Source organism: Microbacterium gallinarum (assembly GCF_014837165.1).
GTDB classification, from domain to species: Bacteria; Actinomycetota; Actinomycetes; order Actinomycetales; family Microbacteriaceae; genus Microbacterium; species Microbacterium gallinarum.
The window spans coordinates 12,829-35,517 of record NZ_JACSPM010000007.1 but is presented as its reverse complement, the minus strand read 5'-3'; the positions used below and the strand labels follow the sequence as shown (position 1 = coordinate 35,517).

Here is a 22,689-nt window from a genome sequence, read left to right as displayed (position 1 = left end):
ACTGACCCGTCACCCCTCGCGCGCGACGCTGACTGCGATGTCCGACGAGCAGCTCCACATCACGCCGCGCATCGCGCGCGTCCTCATGTCGGAGGAGGCCATCTACGGCCTCATCCTGGTGTCGGGCATGATCGTCGTCAGTGCCGGAAGCACCTCCCTGATAGCGTTCCTCACCGTCGCCATCACCGTCGTGGTGTTCTACGCGGCGCACGTGTACGCGGGCACCCTCGGACGCCTCGCCGTCAGCGAGGGGCAGCGCGGCTTGCGGTCGAGCCTCGGCGCTGCCGCCAAGCAGTCGTCCGGCATGCTGCTCGCGTCGATCGCACCGCTCATCGTCCTGCTGCTGGGCACACTGCGAGTGATCCCCGATGACACGGCGCTGTGGTCGGCGCTCGTCGTGAACACCGTGATCCTCGGCGGTCTCGGATGGACCGCGGTCGCACGCTGGAGCACGCACTGGTGGGCGCGCCTGGTCAGCGCGCTGCTCACCGCCGCGTTCGGCGGCATCCTGATCCTCCTCAAGGCGGTCATCCACCACTGACGTCGCCGGCGGGCAGGCCGAGTCGAGGCGCGACGCCGGCGGCAGGTGCGACGCCGGGTACGCCCGGCGACGGGTGCCGCGGGCTAGCGGGCCGAGTCGAGCGGTGAGAGCAGCGCGTCGACCAGCTCGGGCCCCAGGTCGGGCACCTCGTCGGTCGGCACAGCAAGGGCGAGCAGCGCCCGGCTGAGGAAGTTCCGCGCCGCTGCGGCGAGCGTGATGTCCACGATCTGCCGATCGCTGAAGCCGACGGCGCGCAGCCGCTCGGAGTCGGCATCCGTCATGCTGCGCGGATCGCGCGACAGCTTCTCGGCGTAGGCCATCACCGCGACGTCCGCCTCGCTCAGCCCGGCGGACGTGTAGTCGCGCGCGACCCGCGCGAGCTGATCCTCGTCCATGAGCTCCGCGCGCAGGGTCTTGCGGCCGTGCGCGAGCAGGCAGTGCGACGAGCCGATCGCACGTGCCGCGCCGAGAGTCGCCAGCTCGTACACGCGGATACCGATCGAGGGCACGATCGCGTGCACGAGCCCTTCGAAGGCGTGGTGCGCGTCTGGATTCACCGCCAGCGCCTGCGTGTGGGAGAGGACGAACCCCACGTCGGCGATGTCGCCGGAGTACATCTCGGCCGCGTGGCCGGTCACACTCCCGGGTGCGGGTGTCTGGATGATCATCGGTGCCTCCTGCTGCTCGGTGGCGGATCCCAGAATGCCGGATGCCCCACCCCCCGTCGAGGGGATGGGGCATCTCGGTGATACGCGGATCAGTGCGCGACGGGTGCACCCATCGGCTGGTCGGCCGGCTTGCGGATGAGGAACGCCCCCACCAGCAGAGGCAGCGACAGGAACGCAGCTGTGAGGAACGCGGCGTGCGTGCCCGCGGCACCCGCGGTGAGTGCGTCGGCGCCCGCCTCGGTCGCGGCGCTGTTGGCCGCGGCCATCACGCCGAACATCAGGGCGATGCCTGCTGCACCGGCGACCTGCTGCGCAGTGCCGACGACGGCCGAGCCGTAGGAGTAGAACCTCGGCTGCAGCGACGCCAGCGACGCCGTGAACAGCGGCGTGAACGACAGCGCCAGTCCAAGGGACAGCACCGTCTGCACGATCGCGACGAGCCACACCGGGGTGTCGACGCCGAAGGTCGTGTAGACCCAGAGCATCGACGACGTGATGACGGCGCCCGGTACGAGCAGGACGGTGGTGCCCCAGCGATCGTAGATGCGGCCGATGAAGGGGCCGGCGAGGCCCATCGCCAGCGCGCCCGGGAGCACCACGAGACCCGTGGTCAGCGGGTCGACCTCGAGGACGTCCTGCAGGTACAGCGGAACGACCGTGATCGCGCCGAAGAACGCCATCGACATGATCACCATCTGCCCCATCGACAGCGAGAAGTTCCGGCTGCGGAACACCCGCAGGTCGAGCAGTGCGTCGTCCTTGCGCTGCAGCAGCACCTGACGCCAGCCGAACAGGCCGAGCGCGACGACGCCGATCGTGAGCGACACGATGAGCGTCGTCGTCGACGTGGCCGTCGCGGCCGCGGCCTCCGCTCCACCGCCGTGACCACCGGCGCCCAGCTGGCTCAGTCCGAACACGAGACCGCCGAAGCCGAGGGCCGAGAGGATGACCGACAGCACGTCGATCGGTGCGCGCGTGGTCTCGCCCAGGTTGTGGATCCATCGGCCGCCCACGACGAGCGCGACGATGGCGATCGGCAGCACGATGCCGAAGATCCAGCGCCACTCGAAGTTGTTGAGGATCGCGCCGGCGAGGGTGGGGCCGATCGCCGGGGCGAGCGACATCACGATGCTGACGCGGCCCATCATGCGACCGCGGATCGCCGGCGGCACCACCGTCATGAGCGTCGTCATGAGCAGCGGCATCATGATCGCGGTGCCGGACGCCTGCACGACGCGCGCGACGAGCAGCACCGGGAAGCCGGGCGCGAGGAACGCGATGAGCGTGCCGGTCGAGAACAGCCCCATCGCGGCGATGAACATCGTACGGGTGGTGAAGCGGCGCAGCAGGAAGCCCGTGATCGGGATGACCACGGCCATCGTCAGCATGAACGCGGTGGTGAGCCACTGCGCCGAGAGCGCAGTGATGCCGAGATCGGTGATGAGGTGGGGGATCGCCACACCCATCGTCGTCTCGTTCAGGATCGCGACGAAGGCGGCCGCGAGGAGCAACCAGATGACGCGGCTCTCCTGAGGGCCGAGCTTGGGCGTGAGGTCGGGGGCCACGCGGATGCCGTCGGTGGCGGGATGCATGTCGGTGGCGGCCATAGGGCGGCTCCTCATGGGATCGAAGGGCGAAGGTCGGCCATGGATGATGGCGAAGAGTCCGCCATGCGCGGATGGCCGGAGACGGCCGCACGAGAACGGCAAGCCATGATCATAACGGCGGGGTCGGACACGACATTCCCGCGGGGACCGGATCCGATCCGGCTTCTCGTCAGGGGCGAGGTGGCCCCGCGAGAACGGGGGTCAGTTCTCGAGCGTCTCTTCCGACGCGGGGCGATCCCACTTCTCGCTTCCGATCGCGTCGGTCGCGTGCGGCGTGGGCTCGTTCTCCTCGACGAAGGGAGGGAGCGGGTTGAGCAGGTCCTCTTCGGGGATGGCCTTGAGGGCGTCGATCTCCTCGCGAAGCGCAGCCAGGTCGGAGCCGTCGTGCTGCGGGTTATCAGGAGTGGAGACCATGGGGCAAGCCTAGCGGGAGCGGGGGAGGCCGTCAGTAGGCTTCGAGTGTGAGCATGCGTGGCGGTGGCGGCGGGGGAGGCCATCCCGGATTCCGCGGCGTCGACATCGAATCGCAGAAGAAGCTGAACGCAGCCGCGCCGAAGATCCCCCACCTCCGCCGTCGCGTCATGGCTCTCTTCCGCCCGTACGCGTGGCCCCTCGCCATCACGGGCGTGCTCGTCATCGTGGGCGCCGGCATCGCGGTCATCCCGCCGCTCATCGTCCAGCGCATCTTCGACGACGCCCTCTTCCCGGTCGACGGCGGGCCGCCCGACATCCCGCTCCTCTGGCAGCTCGTCGGCCTCATGATCGTGCTGTTCCTCCTCTCCGCAGGGCTCGGCGTGCTGCAGACGTGGTTCACGTCGACCATCGGCAACAAGGTCACCGGAGATCTCAGGGTGACGCTCTTCGATCACCTGCAGTCGATGGAGCTCGGCTTTTTCACACGCACCAAGACCGGCGTCATCCAGTCGCGCCTCCAGAACGACGTGGGCGGCGTCTCGGGTGTGCTGACGAACACGTTCACGAGCATCCTCGGCAACGTCGTCACCGTCATCGCCTCGCTCATCGCGATGATCATCATCGACTGGCGCCTCACGATCATCGCGGTCGTCCTCATGCCGATCCTCGTCGTCGTGCAGCGACGCGTCGGCCAGGTGCGGGCGCGCATCGCGGGCGAGACGCAGGAGTCGCTGTCCGAGCTCACCGCCATCACGCAGGAGACCCTGAGCGTCTCGGGCATCCTCCTCTCCAAGTCGTTCAACCGGCAGCGGGCCGAGTCCGCGCGCTACTCCGACGAGAACCGCAACCAGGTGCGGCTCCAGGTGCGCCGGGCGATGAGCGGTCAGGGCTTCTTCGCCGTCGTGCAGGTGCTGATGGCCAGCGTCCCGGCGGTCATCTACCTCGTCGCGGGGTACTTCATCACCGGGGGCGAGGCGGTCATCACGGCGGGCACGATCGTCGCGTTCACCACGGTGCAGGCCCGCCTGCTCATGCCCCTCATGGGCCTCATGCGCGTGAGTCTCGATCTGCAGACCTCGGCCGCGCTGTTCGCGCGCATCTTCGAGTACCTCGACCTGGTGCCCGCCATCCAGGACGCCCCCGACGCCATCGACGTCGCCCACGCTCCCGGTCCGATCGGCCGCATCGAGTTCCGAGATGTCGTCTTCCGGTATCCGGATGCCGCGGAGGGCGCCCGCCCGACCCTCCAGGGCGTCACCTTCACCGCCGACCCGGGCCAGCACGTGGCGTTCGTGGGGCCGTCGGGCGCGGGCAAGACGACCGTCCTGTACCTCACGCCGCGCATGTACGAGGCGTCCGCGGGCGCTGTGCTGTTCGCGGGCGAAGACGTGCGGCATCTCACGCAGGAGTCCATCATCGACCACGTCGGCATCGTGTCGCAGGAGACCTACCTGTTCCACGCGACGATCCGCGAGAACCTCCGCTACGCGCGACCCGAGGCGACCGACGCCGAGCTCGAGGCGGCCTGCCGCGCCGCGAACATCCACCACGTGATCGAGGGCTTCGACCTCGGCTACGACACCGTCGTCGGCGAGCGCGGCTACCGGCTGTCGGGCGGCGAGAAGCAGCGCATCGCGATCGCCCGCGTGCTGCTCAAGGACCCGCCCGTGCTGCTCCTCGACGAGGCCACCTCCGCACTCGACACCGTCTCGGAGCGCGTGGTGCAGGAGGCGCTGGATGCCGCGGCCCGCGGCCGCACGACCCTGTCGATCGCTCACCGCCTGTCGACCGTGATCGCCGCCGACGTCATCCACGTGATCGAGGCGGGGCGCATCGTCGAGTCGGGCACGCACACCGAGCTCATCGAGCACGGTGGCCTCTATGCCGAGCTGGCCGCGCAGCAGCTCGCGGCGTCGCGCATCCTGGAGGCCGAGGAGTCCGACCCGCCCGCCGACCACCCCGACCGGCGCGCCGACCGCCCCCCGGTCGAGCCCGCACCCCGCACCCCCGCGGTCGCGCCGGTCCCGGCCGAGCCGTGGGTGCCCACGCCCGAGGTCCCCGGCACCTGACCTGCTCCGGCCGAGTTGCCTCTCGCCGTCGGCGGCGTCTCCCGCGGTCGGCGGCACCTCGGCGCCAGGTCACCAGGCCAGGGCGTCGGCCACCGGCGGGGAGACCGGAGAGGGCGATCGCGCGGCCAGGGAGCGCACGAAGTCGCCCAGCGCCGCGCGGTATGCGGGGTCGGCGTGCTCTCGGCCGAGTTGCACCAGGGGCGGAAGGTCCATCGCCAGGATGAGATGGACCCGGGATGCCGCGGCTCGCGCGTGGCCCGCGGCATCCAGCACCGCGATCCCGCCGGCGAGGGCCTCGAGGTAGTCGCGCAGCACGGGCAGCCCGTCCTTCTGCTGCGTGATCGACGAGCCGTCGGCGCGCTCGCGCCACTCGACCACCACCTCCGGGATCACGTCGAACCCGCGTGCCTGCGTGTACATCTCCTGAGCGACGATCTGGTCCTCGTACGCCTTGCCGACCGGGAAACGCAGCCCGGTCCGCTTCCACAGCGCGAGGCGGCTCACTTTCGACCACGCGACGATGTTGCCCGCCACGTCCGGGTGGTCCTCGAGCGTCGCGCCGCGGCGGGCCGGGTCGGTCGCCGCCGCCACCCACGGCTGCACGTCGCCCGCGGCGTAGCCGCCGACGGCGTCGGGCCGCAGTCGCACGTACGCGCCGACCGCGACGTCGCTTCCGCTCTCGGTCACCGCGCCGACGAGCAGCTCGAGTGCGCGCGGGGTGTACCGGTCGTCCGCGTCGAGGAACGCGACGAACGGCGTCTCGACCAGATCGAGCCCGGTGTTGCGCGCGGCGCTGAGGCCGCTCTGCGACCGGTGGTGCACGACCCGGAATCGCGGATCATCGGCGGCCGCGGCGTCGAAGATCGCGCCGGTGCCATCTGTCGACCCGTCGTCGACGAGCACGGCGGTCCAGTCCTCGAGGGTCTGCGCGCGCAGGGAGTCCAGTGCCTCCGGCGCGAACTCGGCCACGTCGTACCCGGGAACGATGACGGTCACGACGGGTGCGCGGGGCGGGGTCACCCGCTCGATCATACGGCCGCGACGGAGGCCGCGACCGCGTCGGCGACGGCGTCCAGCGGCTGGCGGAGCCAGTGCGGGAAGGTGAAGCGCACCGCGGTGCGGGCGACCTCGGGGTCGATGCCCATCGCGACGAGCACGTGCGATGGCTCGTCGCTCCCGGCCGCGCACGCCGATCCGCTCGACGAGACCACGCCGCGCCGCTCGAGCTCGAGCAGCACCGCCTCGCCGCTGGTGCCGGCGAACGTGAAGCTGGCCGTGCCCGGCAGCCGGTGCACCGGGTCACCGGTGAGCTCCGCCGACGGAACGGTCGCCAGAACGCGGGCGACGAACCGGTCGCGGATGGCGGTGACCCGAGCGGATGCCTCGGCCCGGTCCGCCTCGGCGAGCTCGAGCGCCGTCGCCAGGCCCACCGCTCCGGCGACGTCCTCGGTGCCGCTGCGACGGCCGCGCTCCTGCCCGCCGCCGTGCATCAGCGGCTCGAGGGGAACGCGCCCGCGCACCGCGAGGACGCCCGTGCCCTTCGGCGCTCCCACCTTGTGCCCGGCGAGCGAGATCGCGTCGACTCCGAGCTCGGCGGCCGACAGCGGCAGCCAGCCCGCCGCCTGCACCGCGTCGACGTGCACCGGCACCCCGTGCTCGCTGGCGACCGCGGCGATCGCGGCGACGTACTGGATCGTGCCGACCTCGTTGTTCGCGTACCCGAGCGAGAGCAGCGCGGTGTCCTCGCGGAGGGCCGCGGCCGCGGCATCCGGATCCGCTCTCGCGAAGCGATCGACTGCGAGATGGGTGACGTCGAACCCATGGACGCGCGAGAGGTAGGCGGCCGACTCGAGGATCGACTCGTGCTCGATCGGCGTGGTCACGACGTGCCGACGACCGCTCGCCTGCCAGGCGCCGATGCCGATTCCCTTCACGGCGAGGTTGTTCGCCTCGGTGCCGCCCGACGTGAAGACGACGTCGCTCGCGCGCATCCCGAGCACGCGCGCCACGCGTGAGCGCGCCTCGGCCAGCGCACCGGCTGCCGCCTCGCCGACGGTGTGGTGACTCGACGGGTTGCCGAACCACTGCGTGAGATACGGCATCATCGCCTCGAGCACCTCGGGACGCACGGGCGTCGTGGCGGCGTTGTCGAGGTAGAGCATGCTCATACGGGCGTTTCAGCGAGATCGATCCGCACGTCGAGTCCGAGGTCGAGCGCACGGGCGGAGTGGGTGAGGGCGCCGACCGAGATGACGTCCACGCCCGTCTCGGCGATCGCGCGCACCGTCTCGAGGGAGACGCCGCCGGATGCCTCGACCGTCGCGCGACCCGCGACCAGGGCGACCCCCGCCCGGAGATCGTCGAGCGAGAAGTTGTCGAGCATGATCGTGCCGACGCCCGCCGCGAGCACGGCCTCGATCTGGTCGAGCCGGTCGACCTCGACCTCGACGTGGGTCGTGTGGGGGAGGCGAGCGATCGCACCCTGCAGCGCGGCGGTGATCGACACGCCCTTGCGGGCAAGGACGGCGAGGTGGTTGTCCTTGGCCATCACCGCATCCGAGAGCGAATAGCGGTGGTTGTGGCCGCCGCCGTTCACAACTGCATGCCGCTCGAACGCGCGCAGCCCCGGCGTCGTCTTGCGGGTGTCGGCGATGCGGGCGCCGGTGTGCGCCACCTCGGCCACGTAGCGGCCGGTGAGGGTCGCGACTCCCGACATCCGCTGCGTGAAGTTGAGCCCCACGCGCTCGGCCGTGAGCACGCCGCGAGCAGGGCCCTCCACCGTCGCAAGCACGTCGCCCCGCTCGAACCACTCGCCGTCCTCGACGACGAGGTCGACCTCGATGCGCGGATCCGTCAGGCGGAACGCGGCCTCGAACACCTCGCCGCCGCTGAAGACGCCGCTCTCGCGGGCGACCAGATCGGCCCGTGCGATCGCGGTCTCGACGATGAGGTACGCGCTCGTGATGTCGCCCCAGGGCGCGTCCTCCTCGAGCGCGGCCGCGACGACGCGGTCGATGGTGGCGCGGTTCAGCATGCGACGGCCTCCTGGCGTATCGGGGCGGACGTCACAGGGTCGTCCCGCCGGTAGTGTGCGCCGACCGACCCGCGGCGGGCGCGGGCGGCGCCGACGAGTTGCTCGGCCACCACGAGGAGATTCTCGTTCTCGTACTCGAGCTCGGTGTGCGGCTCGCGCGACTGCGTCCGCCAGAGGGAGAGGACGGATGCCGCGTGCCCGAGGCCCGCTTCGTCGCGGACGAGCCCGGCGTCGTCCCACAGCAGCTCCTGCAGCGCGGCACGGGAGAAGGGCGGCACGTCGACGCGGTCGTCGCCCGCCGGCGCAGCACCCGACGGCTCGCCGCCGGCCGGCCGAGCCGACTGGCCTGCCGCGGCGGGCCAGTCGGGGGATGCCGCATCCGACGCGATCACGTCACCGGCACGCGCGCCGAACACGGCGCCCTCGAGCAGCGAGTTCGAGGCGAGGCGGTTCGCGCCGTGCACGCCCGTGCACGCGACCTCGCCGACGGCGTAGAGGCCGGGCAGCGAGGAGCGGCCGAACAGGTCGGTCGAGACCCCGCCCATCAGGTAGTGCGCCGCCGGCGTCACCGGGATCGGCTCCCGCGCCCAGTCGAGGCCGCGCTCGCGCACCGCCCGGTCGATCGTCGGGAAGCGCCGGGCGAGGAAGGCTGCTCGCTCCTCGGGGTCATCGCCGTGCAAGTGGGTCGCGTCGAGGAGGACGGGGCGTCCGTCCTGGAGGTCCATCTGGTGCGCGATGGCCCGGGCGACGACGTCGCGGGGAGCGAGCTCGCCGTCGGGGTGCGCGTCGAACGCGAAGCGCCGACCGGTCTCGTCGATCAGCGTCGCCCCTTCGCCGCGGACCGCCTCGGATACGAGGAACGAGGCGCCGGCGGCGAGCACCGTCGGGTGGAACTGGAAGAACTCGAGGTCGCGCACGTCGGCGCCCGCGCGCAGTGCGGCGGCGATGCCGTCGCCCGTGGCGACCGCGGGGTTGGTGGAGTGCGCGTAGAGCTCGCCCGCACCGCCGGTCGCGAGCACGACGGCGTCGGCGGCGACGATCCCGCGTCGTCCGGCGACCGCTGCCGTGTCGACTGTCGCCTCGCGGTCGCCCACGAGCAGGTCGACGCCGCGTACCCGGCCGCCGTCGACGACCAGGTCGACGAGGAACGCGTGCTCGATGACGTCGACGCGACTCGCGCGCAGCCGGGCGACGAGCGCCTTCTCGATCGCGGTGCCCGTAGCGTCGCCGCCCGAGTGCAGGATGCGCGGGTACGAGTGCGCCGCCTCGAGGCCCTTGACGAAGCCGCCGTCCTCGCCGCGGTCGAACCCGACGCCGATGTCGATGAGCTCGCGGATGCGGGCGGGGCCCTCCTCGGCGAGCACGCGCACGGCCTCGCGGTCGCTGAGCCCGGCGCCGGCGACCAGCGTGTCGTGGATGTGGTCTTCGACGCGGTCGTCGTCGAACATCACCCCCGCGATGCCGCCCTGGGCGAACCGGGTGTTGGCGTGGTCGAGCACGTCCTTCGTGACGAGTGTGACCCGGCAGCCGTGCTCGACGGCGTGCAGTGCGACGGTCAGCCCGGCGATGCCGCTGCCGACGACCACCGCGTGCGTCGTCATGACGCGTTCTCCCATGCGGCGGCGGGTGCTGCCGGGGGCTTGGCGGCCAGCATCCGCTCGAGGGCGAGTCGTGCCGGGTCGGCGACGTCCTGAGGGACCGTGATGCGGTTGCGCACCTCGCCCGTGACGAGACCCTCGAGCACCCAGGCGAGGTAGCCGGGGTGGATGCGGTACATCGTCGAGCACGGGCAGACCACGGGGTCGAGGCAGAAGATCTCGTGCTGGGGATGCTGCGCCGCCAGGCGCTGCACGAGGTTCACCTCGGTGCCGATGGCGAAGGTCGTCGGCTCGGTCGCCGCCTCGATGGCCTTGCGGATGTAGTCGGTCGAGCCGGCCTCGTCGGCTGCGTCGACGACCTCCATCGGGCACTCCGGGTGCACGATCACGCGCACGCCGGGGTGCTCGGCGCGGGCCTTCTCGATCTGGTCGACCGAGAAGCGGCGGTGCACCGAGCAGAAGCCGTGCCACAGGATCACCCGCGCGTCGGTGAGGCTCGCGGCATCCGATCCTCCCAGCGGCCGGCGCGGGTTCCACATCGGCATCTGGTCGAGGGGCACGCCCATCGCCTTGGCCGTGTTGCGGCCGAGGTGCTGGTCGGGGAAGAACAGAACCCGGCGTCCGCGCTCGAACGCCCACTCCAGAACGGTGCGCGCGTTCGACGACGTGCAGACGATGCCGCCGTGGCGGCCGACGAAGCCCTTGATGGCCGCGGACGAGTTCATGTACGTGACGGGGATGACGGGGACCAGGCCGTCGGCATCGGTGGTGTCCATGTTGCCGTAGACCTCGGCGAGCTGCTCCCAGCACTCCTCGACCTGGTCGATGTCGGCCATGTCGGCCATCGAGCAGCCGGCGGCGAGGTTCGGGAGGATCACGGCCTGCTCGGGACGCGACAGCAGGTCGGCGGTCTCGGCCATGAAGTGCACGCCGCAGAACACGATCGCCTCGGCGTGCGGGTGCTCGAGCGCGGCGTTCGCGAGCTGGAACGAGTCGCCCACGTAGTCGGCGTGCACGACGACCTCTTCGCGCTGATAGAAGTGGCCGAGCACGACCACCCGGTCGCCGAGGATCGCTTTCGCGGCGCGGATGCGCTGGTTGAGTTCCACCTCGGACGCCTCGCGGTACTCGCGCGGCAGCTCTCCCTGGCGCGGCGACCCGGTCGGGATCACGTCGCCCATCGACGACCCCGGACCGTAGCCGGGGCGGGTGTCGAAGTCCCACGGACCCGAGGCGAGGTCGGTGTTGCAGGTCTCGGCGGTCGAGGCCCCCGCCACGATCGCCTGGATCGCGTGGTCGACCGAGGCGTCGGTCAGAGGCCGGGGCTGCAGGGTGATGTTGACGGCGGACATGGCGTGCTCTTTCACTGACGGCGGTCGAGCGGGCCGCGATCGGCCAGTTCGACGTCCTGGTTGTACCGGTACAGCCGTGCGGGTCGGTGGCTGCCGGTGCGGAAGCGGTCGGTCGGGATCAGGGTTCCGGAGTTCTCGACCTGCCGGCGGAAGTTCGCAGGGTCGAGGCGTCGGCCGAGGATGGCCTCGTACACCTCGCGCAGCTCGGCGAGGGTGAACTCGTCGGCGAGGAGGCCGTGCGCGATGCGGCTGTAGCCCACCTTGTTGCGCAGGCGCCACAGCGCGTAGTCGACGATCTGGTTGTGGTCGAAGGCGAGCCCGGGGAGCGAGGCGGCATCGAACCACTGCACGTTCTCGTCGCTCGCGTCGGCGATCTCGTCGGGTCGGATGAGCGCCCAGTAGACGATCGACACCACGCGGCTGGGGGAGCGGTCGACGGCCCCGAAGGCATAGAGCTGTTCGAGATAGCTCGGCGCCAGCCCGGTCGTCTCGGCGAGGGTGCGGGATGCCGCGGCATCCAGTCCCTCCGTCGCATCGAGCCACCCGCCGGGAAGCGCCCACAGACCCTCGTGCGGATCACGCGTGCGCCGCACGAGGGGGAGTGCGACGCTCGCGGTCTCGCTCCCGGGAAGGCGGCGCAGCGTGAAGATCACCGTCGAGACGGCGACGCGCGTCGGCTCGGCCGCGGCGTCGGCGGGGGGAACGGGGCTGAGGGTACTGGTTCTTGTCATGACGACTCTTACTCCGCCTCCATCTTAGTGTCATCGTGACACGAAGGGCAAATGAGGGTCGTCACACAGGTTGGATGCGTAGCCTGGCGCTCCCGGCAGAGCGTCGATCACCCGCAGGAGGATGCATGTCCGTCGTCGACATCGTGCTCATCGTGCTGCTCGTCGTCGGGCTCGCCGTGGGCCTCGGACGCGGGTTCACGGGCAGCGTCGGACTGCTGCTCGGGCTGGGCGCGGGCGGCTTCGCGGCGTACTGGCTCGTGCCCCTGATCAACGACGCCTGGCCGTGGCAGCAATGGCGGCCTCTCGTCGTGCTGCTCGCGTCCGCGGCGCTCATCGTCTGCGGAGCGACGCTCGGGGCGCTGGCCGGGTCCGCGCTGCGTCGCGGCGTCGATCGCACGCCGCTGCGGGCCGTCGACCGCATCCTCGGCGGGGTCGCGGGCGTCGTCGTCGCCGCCCTTGCGATCTCGCTCACCGGGGCGAGCCTCGCCGCGACAGGCATGCCGATCGTCTCGTCCGCGCTCTCCTCGTCGACGGTGCTGCGCACGATCGATCGCGTGACCCCGGCGCCGGTCACGGCCGCGCTGGCGGAACTCCGCGGCTTCGTGATCGACGAGGGACTGCCGGCCCTCGGCGATCTGCTCGAGTCGGGACCGGTCACCATTCAGCCCGTCGACCTCGACGATCCCGAGCTCACGCAGGCTGCGGCATCCGTCGCCCGTGTATCGGGAACCGCCTACTCGTGCGGACGCAGCGCGACGGGCAGCGGCTTCGTCATCGCCCCCGACCGGGTGGTGACGAACGCGCACGTGGTGGCCGGCGTCGAGCAGCCGGTCGTCGAACTGCCGGGCGTGCGGGCGCGCGAGGGGCGCATCGTCTACTTCGATCCCGTCGACGATCTCGCCGTGATCGCCGTCGACGACCTCGGCGTGGCCGCCCTGCCCTTCGCGCCGACCCTCGAGGCGGGGTCGCCGGCGGTGGTGCTGGGCTACCCGCTCGGCGGGCCGTTCTCGATGGTCTCGGCAGGCGTGCTGTCTGCCGGCACCGCCCCGGTGCCCGACATCTACGACGAATCGTCGGCGCCGCGTGAGATCTACTCGCTGCAGGCGCCGGTGCGTCCCGGCAACTCCGGCGGGCCGCTGCTGACCGAGGACGGAGCGGTCGCGGGAGTCGTCTTCGCCCGCGCCGAGAACGACCCGGAGCGCGGCTACGCGATGACGATGGCCGAGCTCACTCCGGTCGCCGCGGAGGCCCCCTCCCTGACCGGCGCCGTCTCTTCGGGACGCTGCACCGGCTGAGGCCCTGTCGCCCGGTATGCTGGCAGCGCAAGTCAACAAGGCCTACGACCCGGGCGGGAGAGCCTCGGCAGCACGCTGTCGAGCACCGAAGGAGCAAGCCTCCCCGCCAATCTCTCAGGTACGCGTACCGTCCGGATCCGGCCGACTCTGGAAAGTGAAATCGAGCGAAGCACGCTCGGTCTCCGCCGAAGGTGAAACCCCGCACCTCCTGAGGGAGCTGCGGGCGAAACTCTCAGGCCCATGACAGAGGGGGAGTTCCACGGCGCCGTCCGGCGTCCGCCCGATCGCGACACGGGAGAACTCATGACAGACCCCCGCACGACTCCGCTGCACGACCGCCACGCCGCGCTGGGCGCATCCTTCACCGACTTCGGCGGCTGGTCGATGCCCGTGCGATACAGCTCCGACCTGGCGGAGCATCACGCCGTGCGCGCGGCCGCAGGGCTCTTCGACATCTCGCACATGGCGCAGTTCGGCGTCGCCGGACCCGACCGCGAGGCTTTCCTCGCCTACGCGCTCGCCTTCGACCCCGCTCCGCTGAAGCTGTCGCGCGCCAAGTACACGATGATCCTCGCGCCCGACGGCGGCATCATCGACGACCTCATCGTCACGCGCATCTCCGAGGAGCAGTTCCTCATCGTCGCGAATGCGGGGAATCGGGATGCGGTGCGCTCCGCCCTCCTCGACCGTCTCCAGGGCTTCGACGCCGAGCTCGTCGAGCTGCCCGACTCGCTGCTGGCGGTGCAGGGTCCGCGCGCCCGCGAGATCCTGCAGGCCGCCGAGGGCCTCGCGCACGACGACGCGCTCGCCATGGGCCACACGCTCGACACCCTCCCGTACTACGCGGCGATGGGCATGCGCTTCAGCGGCACGCCCGTGCTCGTGAGCCGCACCGGGTACACCGGCGAGGACGGCTTCGAGATCAGCGTGGACGCCGAGCTCGCCCCCGCCCTGTGGGACGCCCTGCTCGCCGCGGGGGAGCCGTTCGGGCTGGTTCCGGCCGGCCTCGCGTCGCGTGACACGCTGCGCCTCGAGGCGGGCATGCCTCTCTACGGGCACGAGCTGACGCGCCACATCATCCCCGCCCAGGCGGGTCTCGGCCGCGTCGTGCCTCTCAAGACCAAGTCGGCCGACTTCGTGGGCCGGTCGGCGCTCGAGTCCGTCGTCGCCGCCGATGCTCCCGTGCTCGTCGGCCTCGTGTCGGAGGGGCGCCGCGCCGGACGCGCGGGCTACCCGGTGCTGCACGGCGACGACGTCGTGGGCGAGGTCACCAGCGGTGCGCTCAGTCCCACCCTGGGTCATCCCATCGCCATGGCCTTCGTGTCGCCCGCCCTCACCGAGCCCGGCACCGAGCTCTTCATCGACGTGCGGGGGACCCGCATCCCCGCCACAGTGACCGCCCTTCCCTTCTACCGTCGCGCCCAGTGACCGACGCCCGCATCCATCGGAGGAATCCATGACCGACCTCAACAGCCTCAAGTACACCGCCGAGCACGAGTGGATCGCTCTCGACGGCGACGTCGCGACCGTCGGCATCACCGACTACGCGGCCGACAAGCTCGGCGACGTCGTCTTCGTCGAGCTCCCCGGTGAGGGCACCGACGTGACCGCCGCCACGGTCGTCGGCGAGATCGAGTCGACCAAGTCGGTCGGCGAGCTCTACGCCCCTCTCGACGGCGAGGTCGTCGAGGTCAACGAGGCGGTCGTCGACGACCCGTCGCTGGTCAACTCCGACCCGTTCGGCGCCGGATGGCTCGTCAAGCTCAAGGTCGACGCCGCGGCCGTGGCGGACCTCCTCGACCGCGATGCGTACGTCGCCCTGACAGGCGGCGACGAATGACGGGCGCCTTCGCCGAGCGCCACATCGGAACGGACGCCGCGGCCCAGCGCGTCATGCTCGACGCCCTGGGCTACGACACCGTCGACGCGCTCGTGAAGCGCGCGGTGCCGGCATCCATCCAGGTCGCACCGCGCTCGACGAGCGACATCCCACCCGCCGCGACCGAAGCGGAGGCACTCGCCGAGCTGCGCATACTCGCGTCGCAGAACCGCGTCGCCCGGCCGATGATCGGGCTCGGGTACTACGACACGTTCACGCCGTCGGTGATCAGCCGCAACGTGTTCGAGAACCCGTCCTGGTACACCGCCTACACGCCGTATCAGCCCGAGATCTCGCAGGGGCGCCTCGAGGCCCTCATCAATTTCCAGACCATGGTCACCGACCTCACCGGCCTCGAGACGGCGAACGCCTCGATGCTCGATGAGGCCACCGCGGTTGTGGAGGGGATGCTCGTCGCCCGCCGTGCGTCGAAGTCGCCGTCGAACGTGTTCCTCGTCGACACCGACGCGCTTCCGCAGACCAAGGCGCTCCTCGCACACCGCGCCGAGGCCGTGGGCATCGAGCTCGCGTACACGTCGTTCGCCGAGGCATCCGTTCCCGAGGCGTTCGGCGCCTTCGTGCAGTACCCCGGCGCCTCGGGTCGTGTGTGGGACCCGACCGAGGTCGTCTCGGCCGTCCACGCGCACGGCGGGCTCGTCGTGGTCGCGGCGGACCTGCTCGCACTGACCCTGCTGCGCTCGCCCGGCGCCCTCGGGGCCGACGTCGCCGTCGGCACGACGCAGCGCTTCGGCGTGCCGCTGGGCTTCGGCGGTCCGCACGCGGGCTACATGGCCGTGCGCGCAGGTCTCGAGCGCCAGCTTCCCGGCCGCCTCGTCGGCGTCTCGCAGGACGCCGCGGGCCACCCCGCCTACCGGCTCGCGCTGCAGACGCGCGAGCAGCACATCCGCCGCGAGAAGGCGACGTCGAACATCTGCACGTCGCAGGTGCTCCTCGCCGTCATGGCCTCGATGTACGCGGTCTACCACGGCCCCTCCGGGCTGAGGGGGATCGCGACCGACGTCGCGCGCAAGGCGGAGGCGCTCGCGCAGCGCCTGCGCGAGTACGACCTGCATCTCGTCTCGGACTCGTTCTTCGACACGATCCGCGTGGTCACGCCCGGACCGTCGCGTCGCGTGATCGAGCGCGCGAGGTCGAAGGGGTACCAGCTGTTCTGGGTGGACGACGCGACCGTGGGCATCTCGGTCGACGAGACGACCACCGCCGACGACCTCGCGGCCGTCGCGTGGGCGTTCGGGCTGCCCGAGGCCGACGAGAACGACGTGCGGGACATCCCGTATGCGGACGCCCCGCCGCTCGCCGGCGTGCCGTCGCAGCTCGCGCGGGTCGAGGAGTACCTCACCCATCCGGTGTTCAACACGCACCGGTCCGAGACGGCCATGATGCGCTACCTCAAGCAGCTGAGCGACCGCGACTACGCGCTCGACCGCGGCATGATCCCGCTGGGCTCGTGCACGATGAAGCTGAACGCGGCGACCGAGATGGCTGCGGTGTCGTGGCCGGAGTTCTCCCGCGTGCATCCGTTCGCTCCCGAAGCCGATGTGCACGGCTACCTCGCGATGATCGAGCAGCTCGAGGTGTGGCTGGCCGAGGTCACGGGCTACGACGCGGTCTCGCTGCAGCCCAACGCCGGCTCGCAGGGCGAGCTCGCGGGGCTCATGGCGATCCGCGGCTACCACCGGGCGAACGGGGACGTCGAGCGCACGGTGTGCCTCATCCCGTCCTCCGCTCACGGCACGAACGCCGCGTCCGCGGTGCTCGCGGGCATGAAGGTGGTCGTCGTCGCGTGCGACGAGGCCGGCAACGTCGACCTCGACGACCTGCGGGCGAAGATCGCGACCCACGCCGATCAGCTCGCGGCGCTGATGATCACCTACCCGTCCACGCATGGCGTGTACGAGCACGACGTGCTCGAGATCACCCAGGCCGTGCACGACGCGGGCGGCCAGGTCTACGTCGACGGAGCGAACCTCAACGCCCTGCTCGGCTACGCGCGGTTCGGCGACCTGGGCGGCGATGTGTCCCACCTCAACCTCCACAAGACCTTCGCCATCCCGCACGGCGGCGGCGGACCTGGCGTCGGTCCGGTGGCGGCCAAGGCGCACCTGGCGCCGCACCTGCCGTCCCACCCGCTGTCGCAGCGGAAGGACCACGCCGGCGGGGTGTTCGACGGCGGCGCCATCTCGGCCGCACCGCACGGCTCGGCCAGCATCCTGCCGATCTCGTGGGCGTACGTCCGCATGATGGGCGCGGAGGGTCTGCGGGACGCCACCGCGGCTGCGGTGCTCGCGGCGAACTACATCGCGCTGCGCCTCAAGGACCACTATCCGGTGCTGTACGCGGGCGAGGGCGGCCTGGTCGCGCACGAGTGCATCCTCGACCTCCGCCCGCTCAAGGAAGCGACCGGGGTCTCGGTCGACGACGTGGCCAAGCGCCTCATCGACTACGGCTTCCACGCCCCGACGATGTCGTTCCCGGTCGCGGGCACGCTCATGGTGGAGCCGACCGAGTCCGAGGACCTCGGCGAGATCGAGCGCTTCATCGAGGCGATGATCGCGATCAAGGCCGAGGCCGACGCCGTCGCGGCGGGGGAGTGGCCCGCGGGAGACAACCCGCTGTCGAACGCCCCGCATACGGCGGAGTCCGTCGTGGCCGGCGAGTGGACGCATCCGTACTCGCGCGAGACCGCGGTGTACCCGGTCCATTCGCTGGTGCGCACGAAGTACTGGCCGCCGGTGCGCCGCATCGATCAGGCCTACGGCGACCGCAACCTGGTGTGCGCCTGCCCGCCGATCGAGGCTTTCGCCTGACACACGCCGGAGTGACGGGATGCCGGGCCCCCGGCATCCCGTCGCCCTACGCGGTCGGGGTGGGGCTCGGTCTGCCCGACGGGGCCGGGGCCGGCGCGAAGAGGCCCGGCCACAGCGCGGCTGCGAGCGGGTACCCCACGAAGGCGATGACGTCGATCACCGTGTGGGCGACGACGAGCGGCATGACGCGGCCCCAGCGGCGGTAGCACCAGCCGAAGACGACGCCCATCGCGAAGTTGCCCACCATCGACGGGAAGCCCTGGTAGGCGTGGTAGGCGGCGCGCAGGGCCGCGGTCGACAGGATGACGGCCCACCAGCCCCAGCCGAGCCGGCGCAGCCGGTCGAAGAGGTAGCCGATGAAGATGACCTCTTCGGTGAGTCCGGCGCGCAAGGCCGCCAGCAGGAGCAGCGGGACGGTCCACCACGACGTGTCGAGGGGGGATGCCTCCACCAGCACGGTGAGCCCGAGAGCGCGGCCGAGCGCATAGAGCCCGAGCCCGGGGATGCCGATCACCGCGACCAGCGCGATGCCGCGGCCGACGTCCCCGCCGAAGCGACGGAAGTCGAGGCCGATGCGCCGGAACGCGGAGGTGCCCGGCTCCCACAGGAAGAAGATCGCGAGGGCCACCGGAACGAGCGCGAATCCCTGCCCGAGGAACTGGTAGAGGACGTCCCAGAACTCCTCTGCGCCGGCGGACGGATTGAGCGACGTGGTCTGGTCGCCGAGCGCCGCCTCGCGTTGCAGCGCCTGGATCAGCCCCAGCACCGCGTAGATGGCCGACCGCCCGACGGAGAGCAGCAGGACGAGCGCGATCTCCCATCTCAGACGTACTCGGGACCCATGATCCATGGGGTGGGGGTCGGGCAGATTCCCAGACGCGAAAGCGTGCACGTTGTCAGATTGTCACACCCACGTAGCGCTGAGTTAAGGATATGTAACGGTTTGCTGTTCTGTTTTGCCCTGCCCCCGGAGCGTGCTTAGTGTGTCCGTGTCCGTGTCCAGCGCTGTCACAGGCTGGGCACTCAACCCTTGCACAGGAGGAAATGTGAAGATCGCGCGTCTTATGGCGGGCGTGGGTGTCGTGGCTGCAGGAGCACTCGTGCTCTCCGGCTGCGGAAACCCATACCAGTCCGAGGTCGTGGAAGGCACCGAGATTACCACCGCGTACAACTCGGGCTTCTTCCACTTCAACGACGACAGCTCGGCCGGCAACAACACGGCCAACGGCAACGTCAAGTACATGACCGACACCACGTTCGCGTACTACAACAACACCCCCGAGCTGGTGCGCAACACCGACTTCGGCGAGTACGAGCAGGTCAGCGAAGATCCGCTCACCGTCAAGTACACCATCACGGCTGACGCCGTCTGGTCGGACGGCGTTCCGATCGACGAGGCCGACATGCTCCTGCAGTGGGCTGCCATGTCGGGCAACGTGAACGACGCGTTCTCGCCCGCTGCGAGCACCGGCTACAGCCTGGTCACCGAGACGCCGGAGACCGGCGACAAGGAGATCACGTTCGTCTACGACGAGCCGTACGTGGACTGGGAGCTCGTCGGACCGCTGGGCGTTTCGGCCCACGGCACCTACGCGCTCGCCTTCCCGGACGAGTACTCGGACGTCCAGGCCGCGTACGACACCTGGAAGGAGTCGGGCGAGGAGGGTGACTTCACCGCGTACAGCGACGCCGCCAAGGAGTTCGCCGAGACCGCCAAGGAGAAGGTCGTCACGGCCATCACCGACGGCGACGAGGAGACCCTCGCCGCTCTGGGTGACGCATGGAGCAACGAGTACGGCTACACCACGCTGCCCGACAGCCCGGCTGCCGCGCTGACCAGCGGCCCGTACATCGTCGACGACATCGTCGAGGACCAGTACATCTCGATCGCCGCGAACCCGCTGTTCACGTGGGGCCCGTCGCCCAAGTTCGAGAAGATCACGATCCGCACGATCGCCGACTCGACCACCGCGCTGCAGGCTCTCGAGTCGGGCGAGCTCGACATCTGGTCGGGTCAGCCCACGGCCGACATCCTCCAGCTCGCCAACGACATCGACACCGCCACGGTGCAGACCGGTGTCCAGGCGTCGCACGAGCACGTCGACCTGACGGTCAACAACGGCGGTCCGTTCGACCCCGCGACCTACGGTGGCGACGAGGCGAAGGCTCTCGCGGTTCGCCAGGCGTTCCTGAAGACGGTTCCCCGCCAGGAGATCGTCGACAAGATCATCAAGCCGCTGAACCCCGAGGCCGAGGTGCGCAACACCAACCTCGTCTCGCAGGCTGACGTCGAGCGCTACCCGATCCTGACGGAGACCAACGGTTCGGCTGACTACGCCGAGGTCGACATCGAGGGCGCCAAGGCGCTGCTCGCCGAGGCCGGCGTGACCGGTCCGGTCGAGGTCGGCTTCTGGTACCCCGAGGGCAACGTCCGTCGTGGCCAGGAGTACGAGCTGATCGCCGCTTCGGCAGCTCTGGCCGGCTTCCAGCTGGTCGACGAGAGCGAGCCCGACTGGGTCTTCACCGACCCGGCCGCTGAGCCGATCAACCCGCACGACGCCACGCTGTTCGCCTGGTCGCAGACCAGCCTCGCGGTGGGTGGATCCGACCAGATCTACGCCTGCTACGACGACCCGATGGCCAAGGGCGGCAACTACAACGCGTTCTGCGACGAGGAAGTCACCGAGGCTCTCCACACGCTGAACGTCACGTCCGACTACGACGCCCAGACCGATCTGCTCGAGCAGGCCGAGGCGGGCATCTGGGCGAGCGCCACGACGCTCCCGATCTTCCAGTTCCCGGGTCTGCTGGTCAACAGCGACAAGGTGACCGAGGTCAAGGAGATGCCCCTGAGCCCGGACTACTTCTGGAACTTCTGGGAGTGGACCCCGGCAGGTGCTGGCGCGGAGTAATCCATGCCATGCCGGGGTGGGCGGCTGAGCCGTCCACCCCGGCAGACATCGTTCGAACTGTGGGTGCCGAGGCGAACCCTTGGCACCCACAGTCATGTCCATCGAGGCTGCGCGACAGACACAGGTGTCGCTCAGCCTCCCTCGTAGTAGTTTTGGGGCGCCGTACCGGCGCTCCGGGACGGACGTAAAATCATGCTTTCAGCCCCATATCCGAGAGGGCTTCCGTGCTGACCTTCATCCTGCGACGACTGGGCGCCATCGCCCTCGTTCTCCTCGTCGCCTCGTTCATCGTCTACAACCTGACGGCGATCGGGACCGACCCCCTCCAAGACCTCAAGGGCAGCAACGCCCCGAACCGTCAGGAGATGATCGACAACCGCACTGAGCTGCTGCGGTTGGATCTCCCTGCTCCCGTCCGGTACTTCACGTGGCTCGGCGGCGCCGCCAAGTGCTTCATCGGCCAGTGCGATCTCGGCATCGCCTTCACCCGAAGCAACCAGCCCGTGACCGAGGCCGTGGCCTCCGCTGCATCATCGACGATCCAGCTGGTCACCGCGGCCACCATCGTGGCCATCATCTTCGGCCTGACGATCGGCATCCTGACGGCCCTCCGCCAGTACAGCGGATTCGACTACTCGGTGACGTTCCTCACGTTCATCGTCTACTCGCTCCCCATCTTCTGGATCGCCGTCCTCCTGAAGGAGTTCGGTGCGATCCGGTTCAACGAGTTCCTGTCGAATCCGGTGATCACGATCCAAGCGATCCTCCTCACCGGGTTGATCGCCGGCCTGATCTTCATGGCGATCATCGGCGGCTCGTGGAAGCGGCGCCTCATCACCTTCGCCTCGGCCTTCGTGGCGGCAGGCGGCATGCTGGCGCTGCTGGGCTTCACGAACTGGTTCGCGGCCCCCTCGATCGGCATCGTCGGCGTCATCATCACCGGCATCGGTGCCGCGGTGGGCGTGACGGCGCTGTCGACAGGCCTCGCGAACCGCCGCACGCTGTACTCGACGCTGATCGTGGTCGGCATCTGGGCGGCGCTCTACTTCCCGCTCCAATACCTGTTCTTCTACGTGCCGACCGGGTGGATGCTGTTCCTGATGGGCCTGGTGTCGATCGGCATCGGCATCGGGGTGGGCCTGCTCGTCGGCGGCGACGGCAAGAAGGAGGCGGCCCGCACGGCGGCGATCGTCAGCTTCATCACGTTCTTCGTGATCGTCGTCGACCGCGTCATGCTGGTCTACACCGACTACGTCGACCGCATTCCGCAGAGCGGCGTCATCGCGACCATCGGCGCGAAGACCCCGGGTCTTCAGGGCGACATGTGGTTCCAGATCCTCGACGGCTTCGCGCACCTCGTCCTTCCGACGATCGCGCTGGCGCTCGTCTCAATCGCCGCGTACACCCGCTACTCACGGTCGAGCCTGCTCGAGGTCATGAACCAGGACTACGTGCGCACCGCGCGCGCCAAGGGCCTGACGGAGCGGACGGTCGTCATGCGCCACGCCATGCGCAACGCCCTCATCCCGATCGCGACGATCATCGCGTTCGACATCGGAGCCCTCATCGGCGGCGCCGTCATCACCGAGACGATCTTCGCGTGGAAGGGCATGGGCGCGCTGTTCGTCGACGGCCTCAACGCCGGTGACGTCAACCTCGTGATGGGCTTCTTCGTGGTGACAGGCATCCTCGCGGTGATCTTCAACCTCATCGCGGACCTTCTGTACTCCGCCCTCGACCCCCGGATCCGGGTGAGCTGAC

The 22,689-nt window shown here is 70.2% G+C and carries 18 protein-coding genes and 2 riboswitches; of the genes, 8 read left to right on the top strand and 10 right to left on the bottom strand.

Annotated features, from left to right (window positions below; translation table 11 throughout):
- Positions 1–37 precede the first annotated feature (37 nt).
- The gene (locus H9622_RS15085) at positions 38–541 is read left to right on the top strand and encodes a hypothetical protein (protein ID WP_191767244.1); all 504 of its coding nucleotides are present in this window, start codon (positions 38–40) and stop codon (positions 539–541) included.
- A gap of 83 nt (positions 542–624) precedes the next feature.
- On the opposite strand, the gene H9622_RS15080 is transcribed toward H9622_RS15085, so the two are convergent.
- The 3 genes from H9622_RS15080 to H9622_RS15070 all read right to left on the bottom strand — a co-directional run bounded on the left by H9622_RS15080 (position 625) and on the right by H9622_RS15070 (position 3,230).
- Entirely contained in the window at positions 625–1,209 is a 585-nt protein-coding gene (locus tag H9622_RS15080; RefSeq protein WP_191767243.1) for a carboxymuconolactone decarboxylase family protein, read from the bottom strand.
- 89 nt (positions 1,210–1,298) lie between these two features.
- The gene (locus tag H9622_RS15075) at positions 1,299–2,816 is read right to left on the bottom strand and encodes an MDR family MFS transporter (RefSeq protein WP_404802879.1); all 1,518 of its coding nucleotides are present in this window, start codon (positions 2,814–2,816) and stop codon (positions 1,299–1,301) included.
- Between the two features lie 201 nt (positions 2,817–3,017).
- Positions 3,018–3,230 (bottom strand): hypothetical protein, encoded by a 213-nt coding sequence (locus tag H9622_RS15070; RefSeq protein WP_191767242.1) that lies wholly within the window; start codon positions 3,228–3,230, stop codon positions 3,018–3,020.
- A 53-nt stretch (positions 3,231–3,283) separates the two neighbouring features.
- Here H9622_RS15070 and H9622_RS15065 point away from each other — a divergent pair, with 53 nt between their 5' ends.
- Positions 3,284–5,299 carry an ABC transporter ATP-binding protein gene (locus H9622_RS15065; protein WP_191767326.1) on the top strand — a complete coding sequence of 672 codons (2,016 nt, stop codon included), beginning with the start codon at positions 3,284–3,286 and terminating at the stop codon, positions 5,297–5,299.
- A 69-nt stretch (positions 5,300–5,368) separates the two neighbouring features.
- On the opposite strand, the gene H9622_RS15060 is transcribed toward H9622_RS15065, so the two are convergent.
- Genes H9622_RS15060 through H9622_RS15035 form a run of 6 tightly spaced genes read right to left on the bottom strand, consistent with a single transcriptional unit; the run spans position 5,369 to position 12,014 of the window.
- Positions 5,369–6,319: a glycosyltransferase family 2 protein gene (locus H9622_RS15060; RefSeq protein ID WP_318247143.1), complete on the bottom strand. Its 951-nt coding sequence runs from the start codon at positions 6,317–6,319 to the stop codon at positions 5,369–5,371.
- 8 nt (positions 6,320–6,327) lie between these two features.
- A complete protein-coding gene (locus tag H9622_RS15055) occupies positions 6,328–7,461 on the bottom strand; it encodes a cysteine desulfurase family protein (RefSeq protein ID WP_191767325.1) in 1,134 nt (377 codons plus the stop codon).
- A 2-nt stretch (positions 7,462–7,463) separates the two neighbouring features.
- Complete coding sequence (gene nadC, locus H9622_RS15050) at positions 7,464–8,333, bottom strand: carboxylating nicotinate-nucleotide diphosphorylase (protein WP_191767240.1); 870 nt, start codon at positions 8,331–8,333, stop codon at positions 7,464–7,466.
- Positions 8,327–9,934, bottom strand: a complete 1,608-nt coding sequence (gene nadB, locus H9622_RS15045; RefSeq protein ID WP_191767239.1) for an L-aspartate oxidase — start codon at positions 9,932–9,934, stop codon at positions 8,327–8,329. Before nadB ends, nadC begins: the two co-directional genes overlap by 7 nt.
- A complete protein-coding gene (gene nadA / locus H9622_RS15040; protein WP_191767238.1) occupies positions 9,931–11,283 on the bottom strand; it encodes a quinolinate synthase NadA in 1,353 nt (450 codons plus the stop codon). The genes nadB and nadA overlap by 4 nt, the downstream gene beginning before the upstream one ends.
- A gap of 11 nt (positions 11,284–11,294) precedes the next feature.
- A complete protein-coding gene (locus tag H9622_RS15035) occupies positions 11,295–12,014 on the bottom strand; it encodes an NUDIX hydrolase (RefSeq protein ID WP_191767237.1) in 720 nt (239 codons plus the stop codon).
- A 125-nt stretch (positions 12,015–12,139) separates the two neighbouring features.
- Here H9622_RS15035 and H9622_RS15030 point away from each other — a divergent pair, with 125 nt between their 5' ends.
- The 4 genes from H9622_RS15030 (at position 12,140) to gcvP (ending at position 18,016) form a co-directional block, all read left to right on the top strand.
- Positions 12,140–13,309 (top strand): MarP family serine protease, encoded by a 1,170-nt coding sequence (locus tag H9622_RS15030; protein ID WP_191767236.1) that lies wholly within the window; start codon positions 12,140–12,142, stop codon positions 13,307–13,309.
- A 44-nt stretch (positions 13,310–13,353) separates the two neighbouring features.
- Positions 13,354–13,449, top strand: a riboswitch (glycine riboswitch).
- A gap of 1 nt (position 13,450) precedes the next feature.
- Positions 13,451–13,566, top strand: a riboswitch (glycine riboswitch).
- Between the two features lie 46 nt (positions 13,567–13,612).
- Positions 13,613–14,737: a glycine cleavage system aminomethyltransferase GcvT gene (gene gcvT / locus H9622_RS15025; RefSeq protein ID WP_191767324.1), complete on the top strand. Its 1,125-nt coding sequence runs from the start codon at positions 13,613–13,615 to the stop codon at positions 14,735–14,737.
- A 28-nt stretch (positions 14,738–14,765) separates the two neighbouring features.
- On the top strand, positions 14,766–15,149 hold the full coding sequence (gcvH, locus tag H9622_RS15020) for a glycine cleavage system protein GcvH (RefSeq protein WP_191767235.1): 384 nt from the start codon (positions 14,766–14,768) through the stop codon (positions 15,147–15,149).
- Complete coding sequence (gene gcvP / locus H9622_RS15015; RefSeq protein ID WP_191767234.1) at positions 15,146–18,016, top strand: aminomethyl-transferring glycine dehydrogenase; 2,871 nt, start codon at positions 15,146–15,148, stop codon at positions 18,014–18,016. The genes gcvH and gcvP overlap by 4 nt, the downstream gene beginning before the upstream one ends.
- Before the next feature lie 46 nt (positions 18,017–18,062).
- On the opposite strand, the gene H9622_RS15010 is transcribed toward gcvP, so the two are convergent.
- Positions 18,063–18,866: a CPBP family intramembrane glutamic endopeptidase gene (locus H9622_RS15010; RefSeq protein ID WP_191767233.1), complete on the bottom strand. Its 804-nt coding sequence runs from the start codon at positions 18,864–18,866 to the stop codon at positions 18,063–18,065.
- Between the two features lie 196 nt (positions 18,867–19,062).
- Between H9622_RS15010 and H9622_RS15005 the strand changes: the two genes are divergently transcribed.
- Positions 19,063–20,928, top strand: coding sequence for an ABC transporter family substrate-binding protein (locus tag H9622_RS15005; RefSeq protein ID WP_191767232.1), 1,866 nt, complete (start codon positions 19,063–19,065; stop codon positions 20,926–20,928).
- A gap of 224 nt (positions 20,929–21,152) precedes the next feature.
- On the top strand, positions 21,153–22,688 hold the full coding sequence (locus H9622_RS15000) for an ABC transporter permease (protein WP_191767231.1): 1,536 nt from the start codon (positions 21,153–21,155) through the stop codon (positions 22,686–22,688).
- Position 22,689: the final 1 nt, after the last annotated feature.

Coding starts and splice junctions, on each gene's coding strand:
- H9622_RS15085 (WP_191767244.1), top strand. CDS start 38: ATGTCCGACGAGCAGCTCCACATCACGCCGCGCATCGCGCGCGTCCTC.
- H9622_RS15080 (WP_191767243.1), bottom strand. CDS start 1,209: ATGATCATCCAGACACCCGCACCCGGGAGTGTGACCGGCCACGCGGCC.
- H9622_RS15075 (WP_404802879.1), bottom strand. CDS start 2,816: ATGGCCGCCACCGACATGCATCCCGCCACCGACGGCATCCGCGTGGCC.
- H9622_RS15070 (WP_191767242.1), bottom strand. CDS start 3,230: ATGGTCTCCACTCCTGATAACCCGCAGCACGACGGCTCCGACCTGGCT.
- H9622_RS15065 (WP_191767326.1), top strand. CDS start 3,284: ATGCGTGGCGGTGGCGGCGGGGGAGGCCATCCCGGATTCCGCGGCGTC.
- H9622_RS15055 (WP_191767325.1), bottom strand. CDS start 7,461: ATGCTCTACCTCGACAACGCCGCCACGACGCCCGTGCGTCCCGAGGTG.
- nadC (WP_191767240.1), bottom strand. CDS start 8,333: ATGCTGAACCGCGCCACCATCGACCGCGTCGTCGCGGCCGCGCTCGAG.
- nadB (WP_191767239.1), bottom strand. CDS start 9,934: ATGACGACGCACGCGGTGGTCGTCGGCAGCGGCATCGCCGGGCTGACC.
- nadA (WP_191767238.1), bottom strand. CDS start 11,283: ATGTCCGCCGTCAACATCACCCTGCAGCCCCGGCCTCTGACCGACGCC.
- H9622_RS15035 (WP_191767237.1), bottom strand. CDS start 12,014: ATGACAAGAACCAGTACCCTCAGCCCCGTTCCCCCCGCCGACGCCGCG.
- H9622_RS15030 (WP_191767236.1), top strand. CDS start 12,140: ATGTCCGTCGTCGACATCGTGCTCATCGTGCTGCTCGTCGTCGGGCTC.
- gcvT (WP_191767324.1), top strand. CDS start 13,613: ATGACAGACCCCCGCACGACTCCGCTGCACGACCGCCACGCCGCGCTG.
- gcvH (WP_191767235.1), top strand. CDS start 14,766: ATGACCGACCTCAACAGCCTCAAGTACACCGCCGAGCACGAGTGGATC.
- gcvP (WP_191767234.1), top strand. CDS start 15,146: ATGACGGGCGCCTTCGCCGAGCGCCACATCGGAACGGACGCCGCGGCC.
- H9622_RS15010 (WP_191767233.1), bottom strand. CDS start 18,866: ATGGATCATGGGTCCCGAGTACGTCTGAGATGGGAGATCGCGCTCGTC.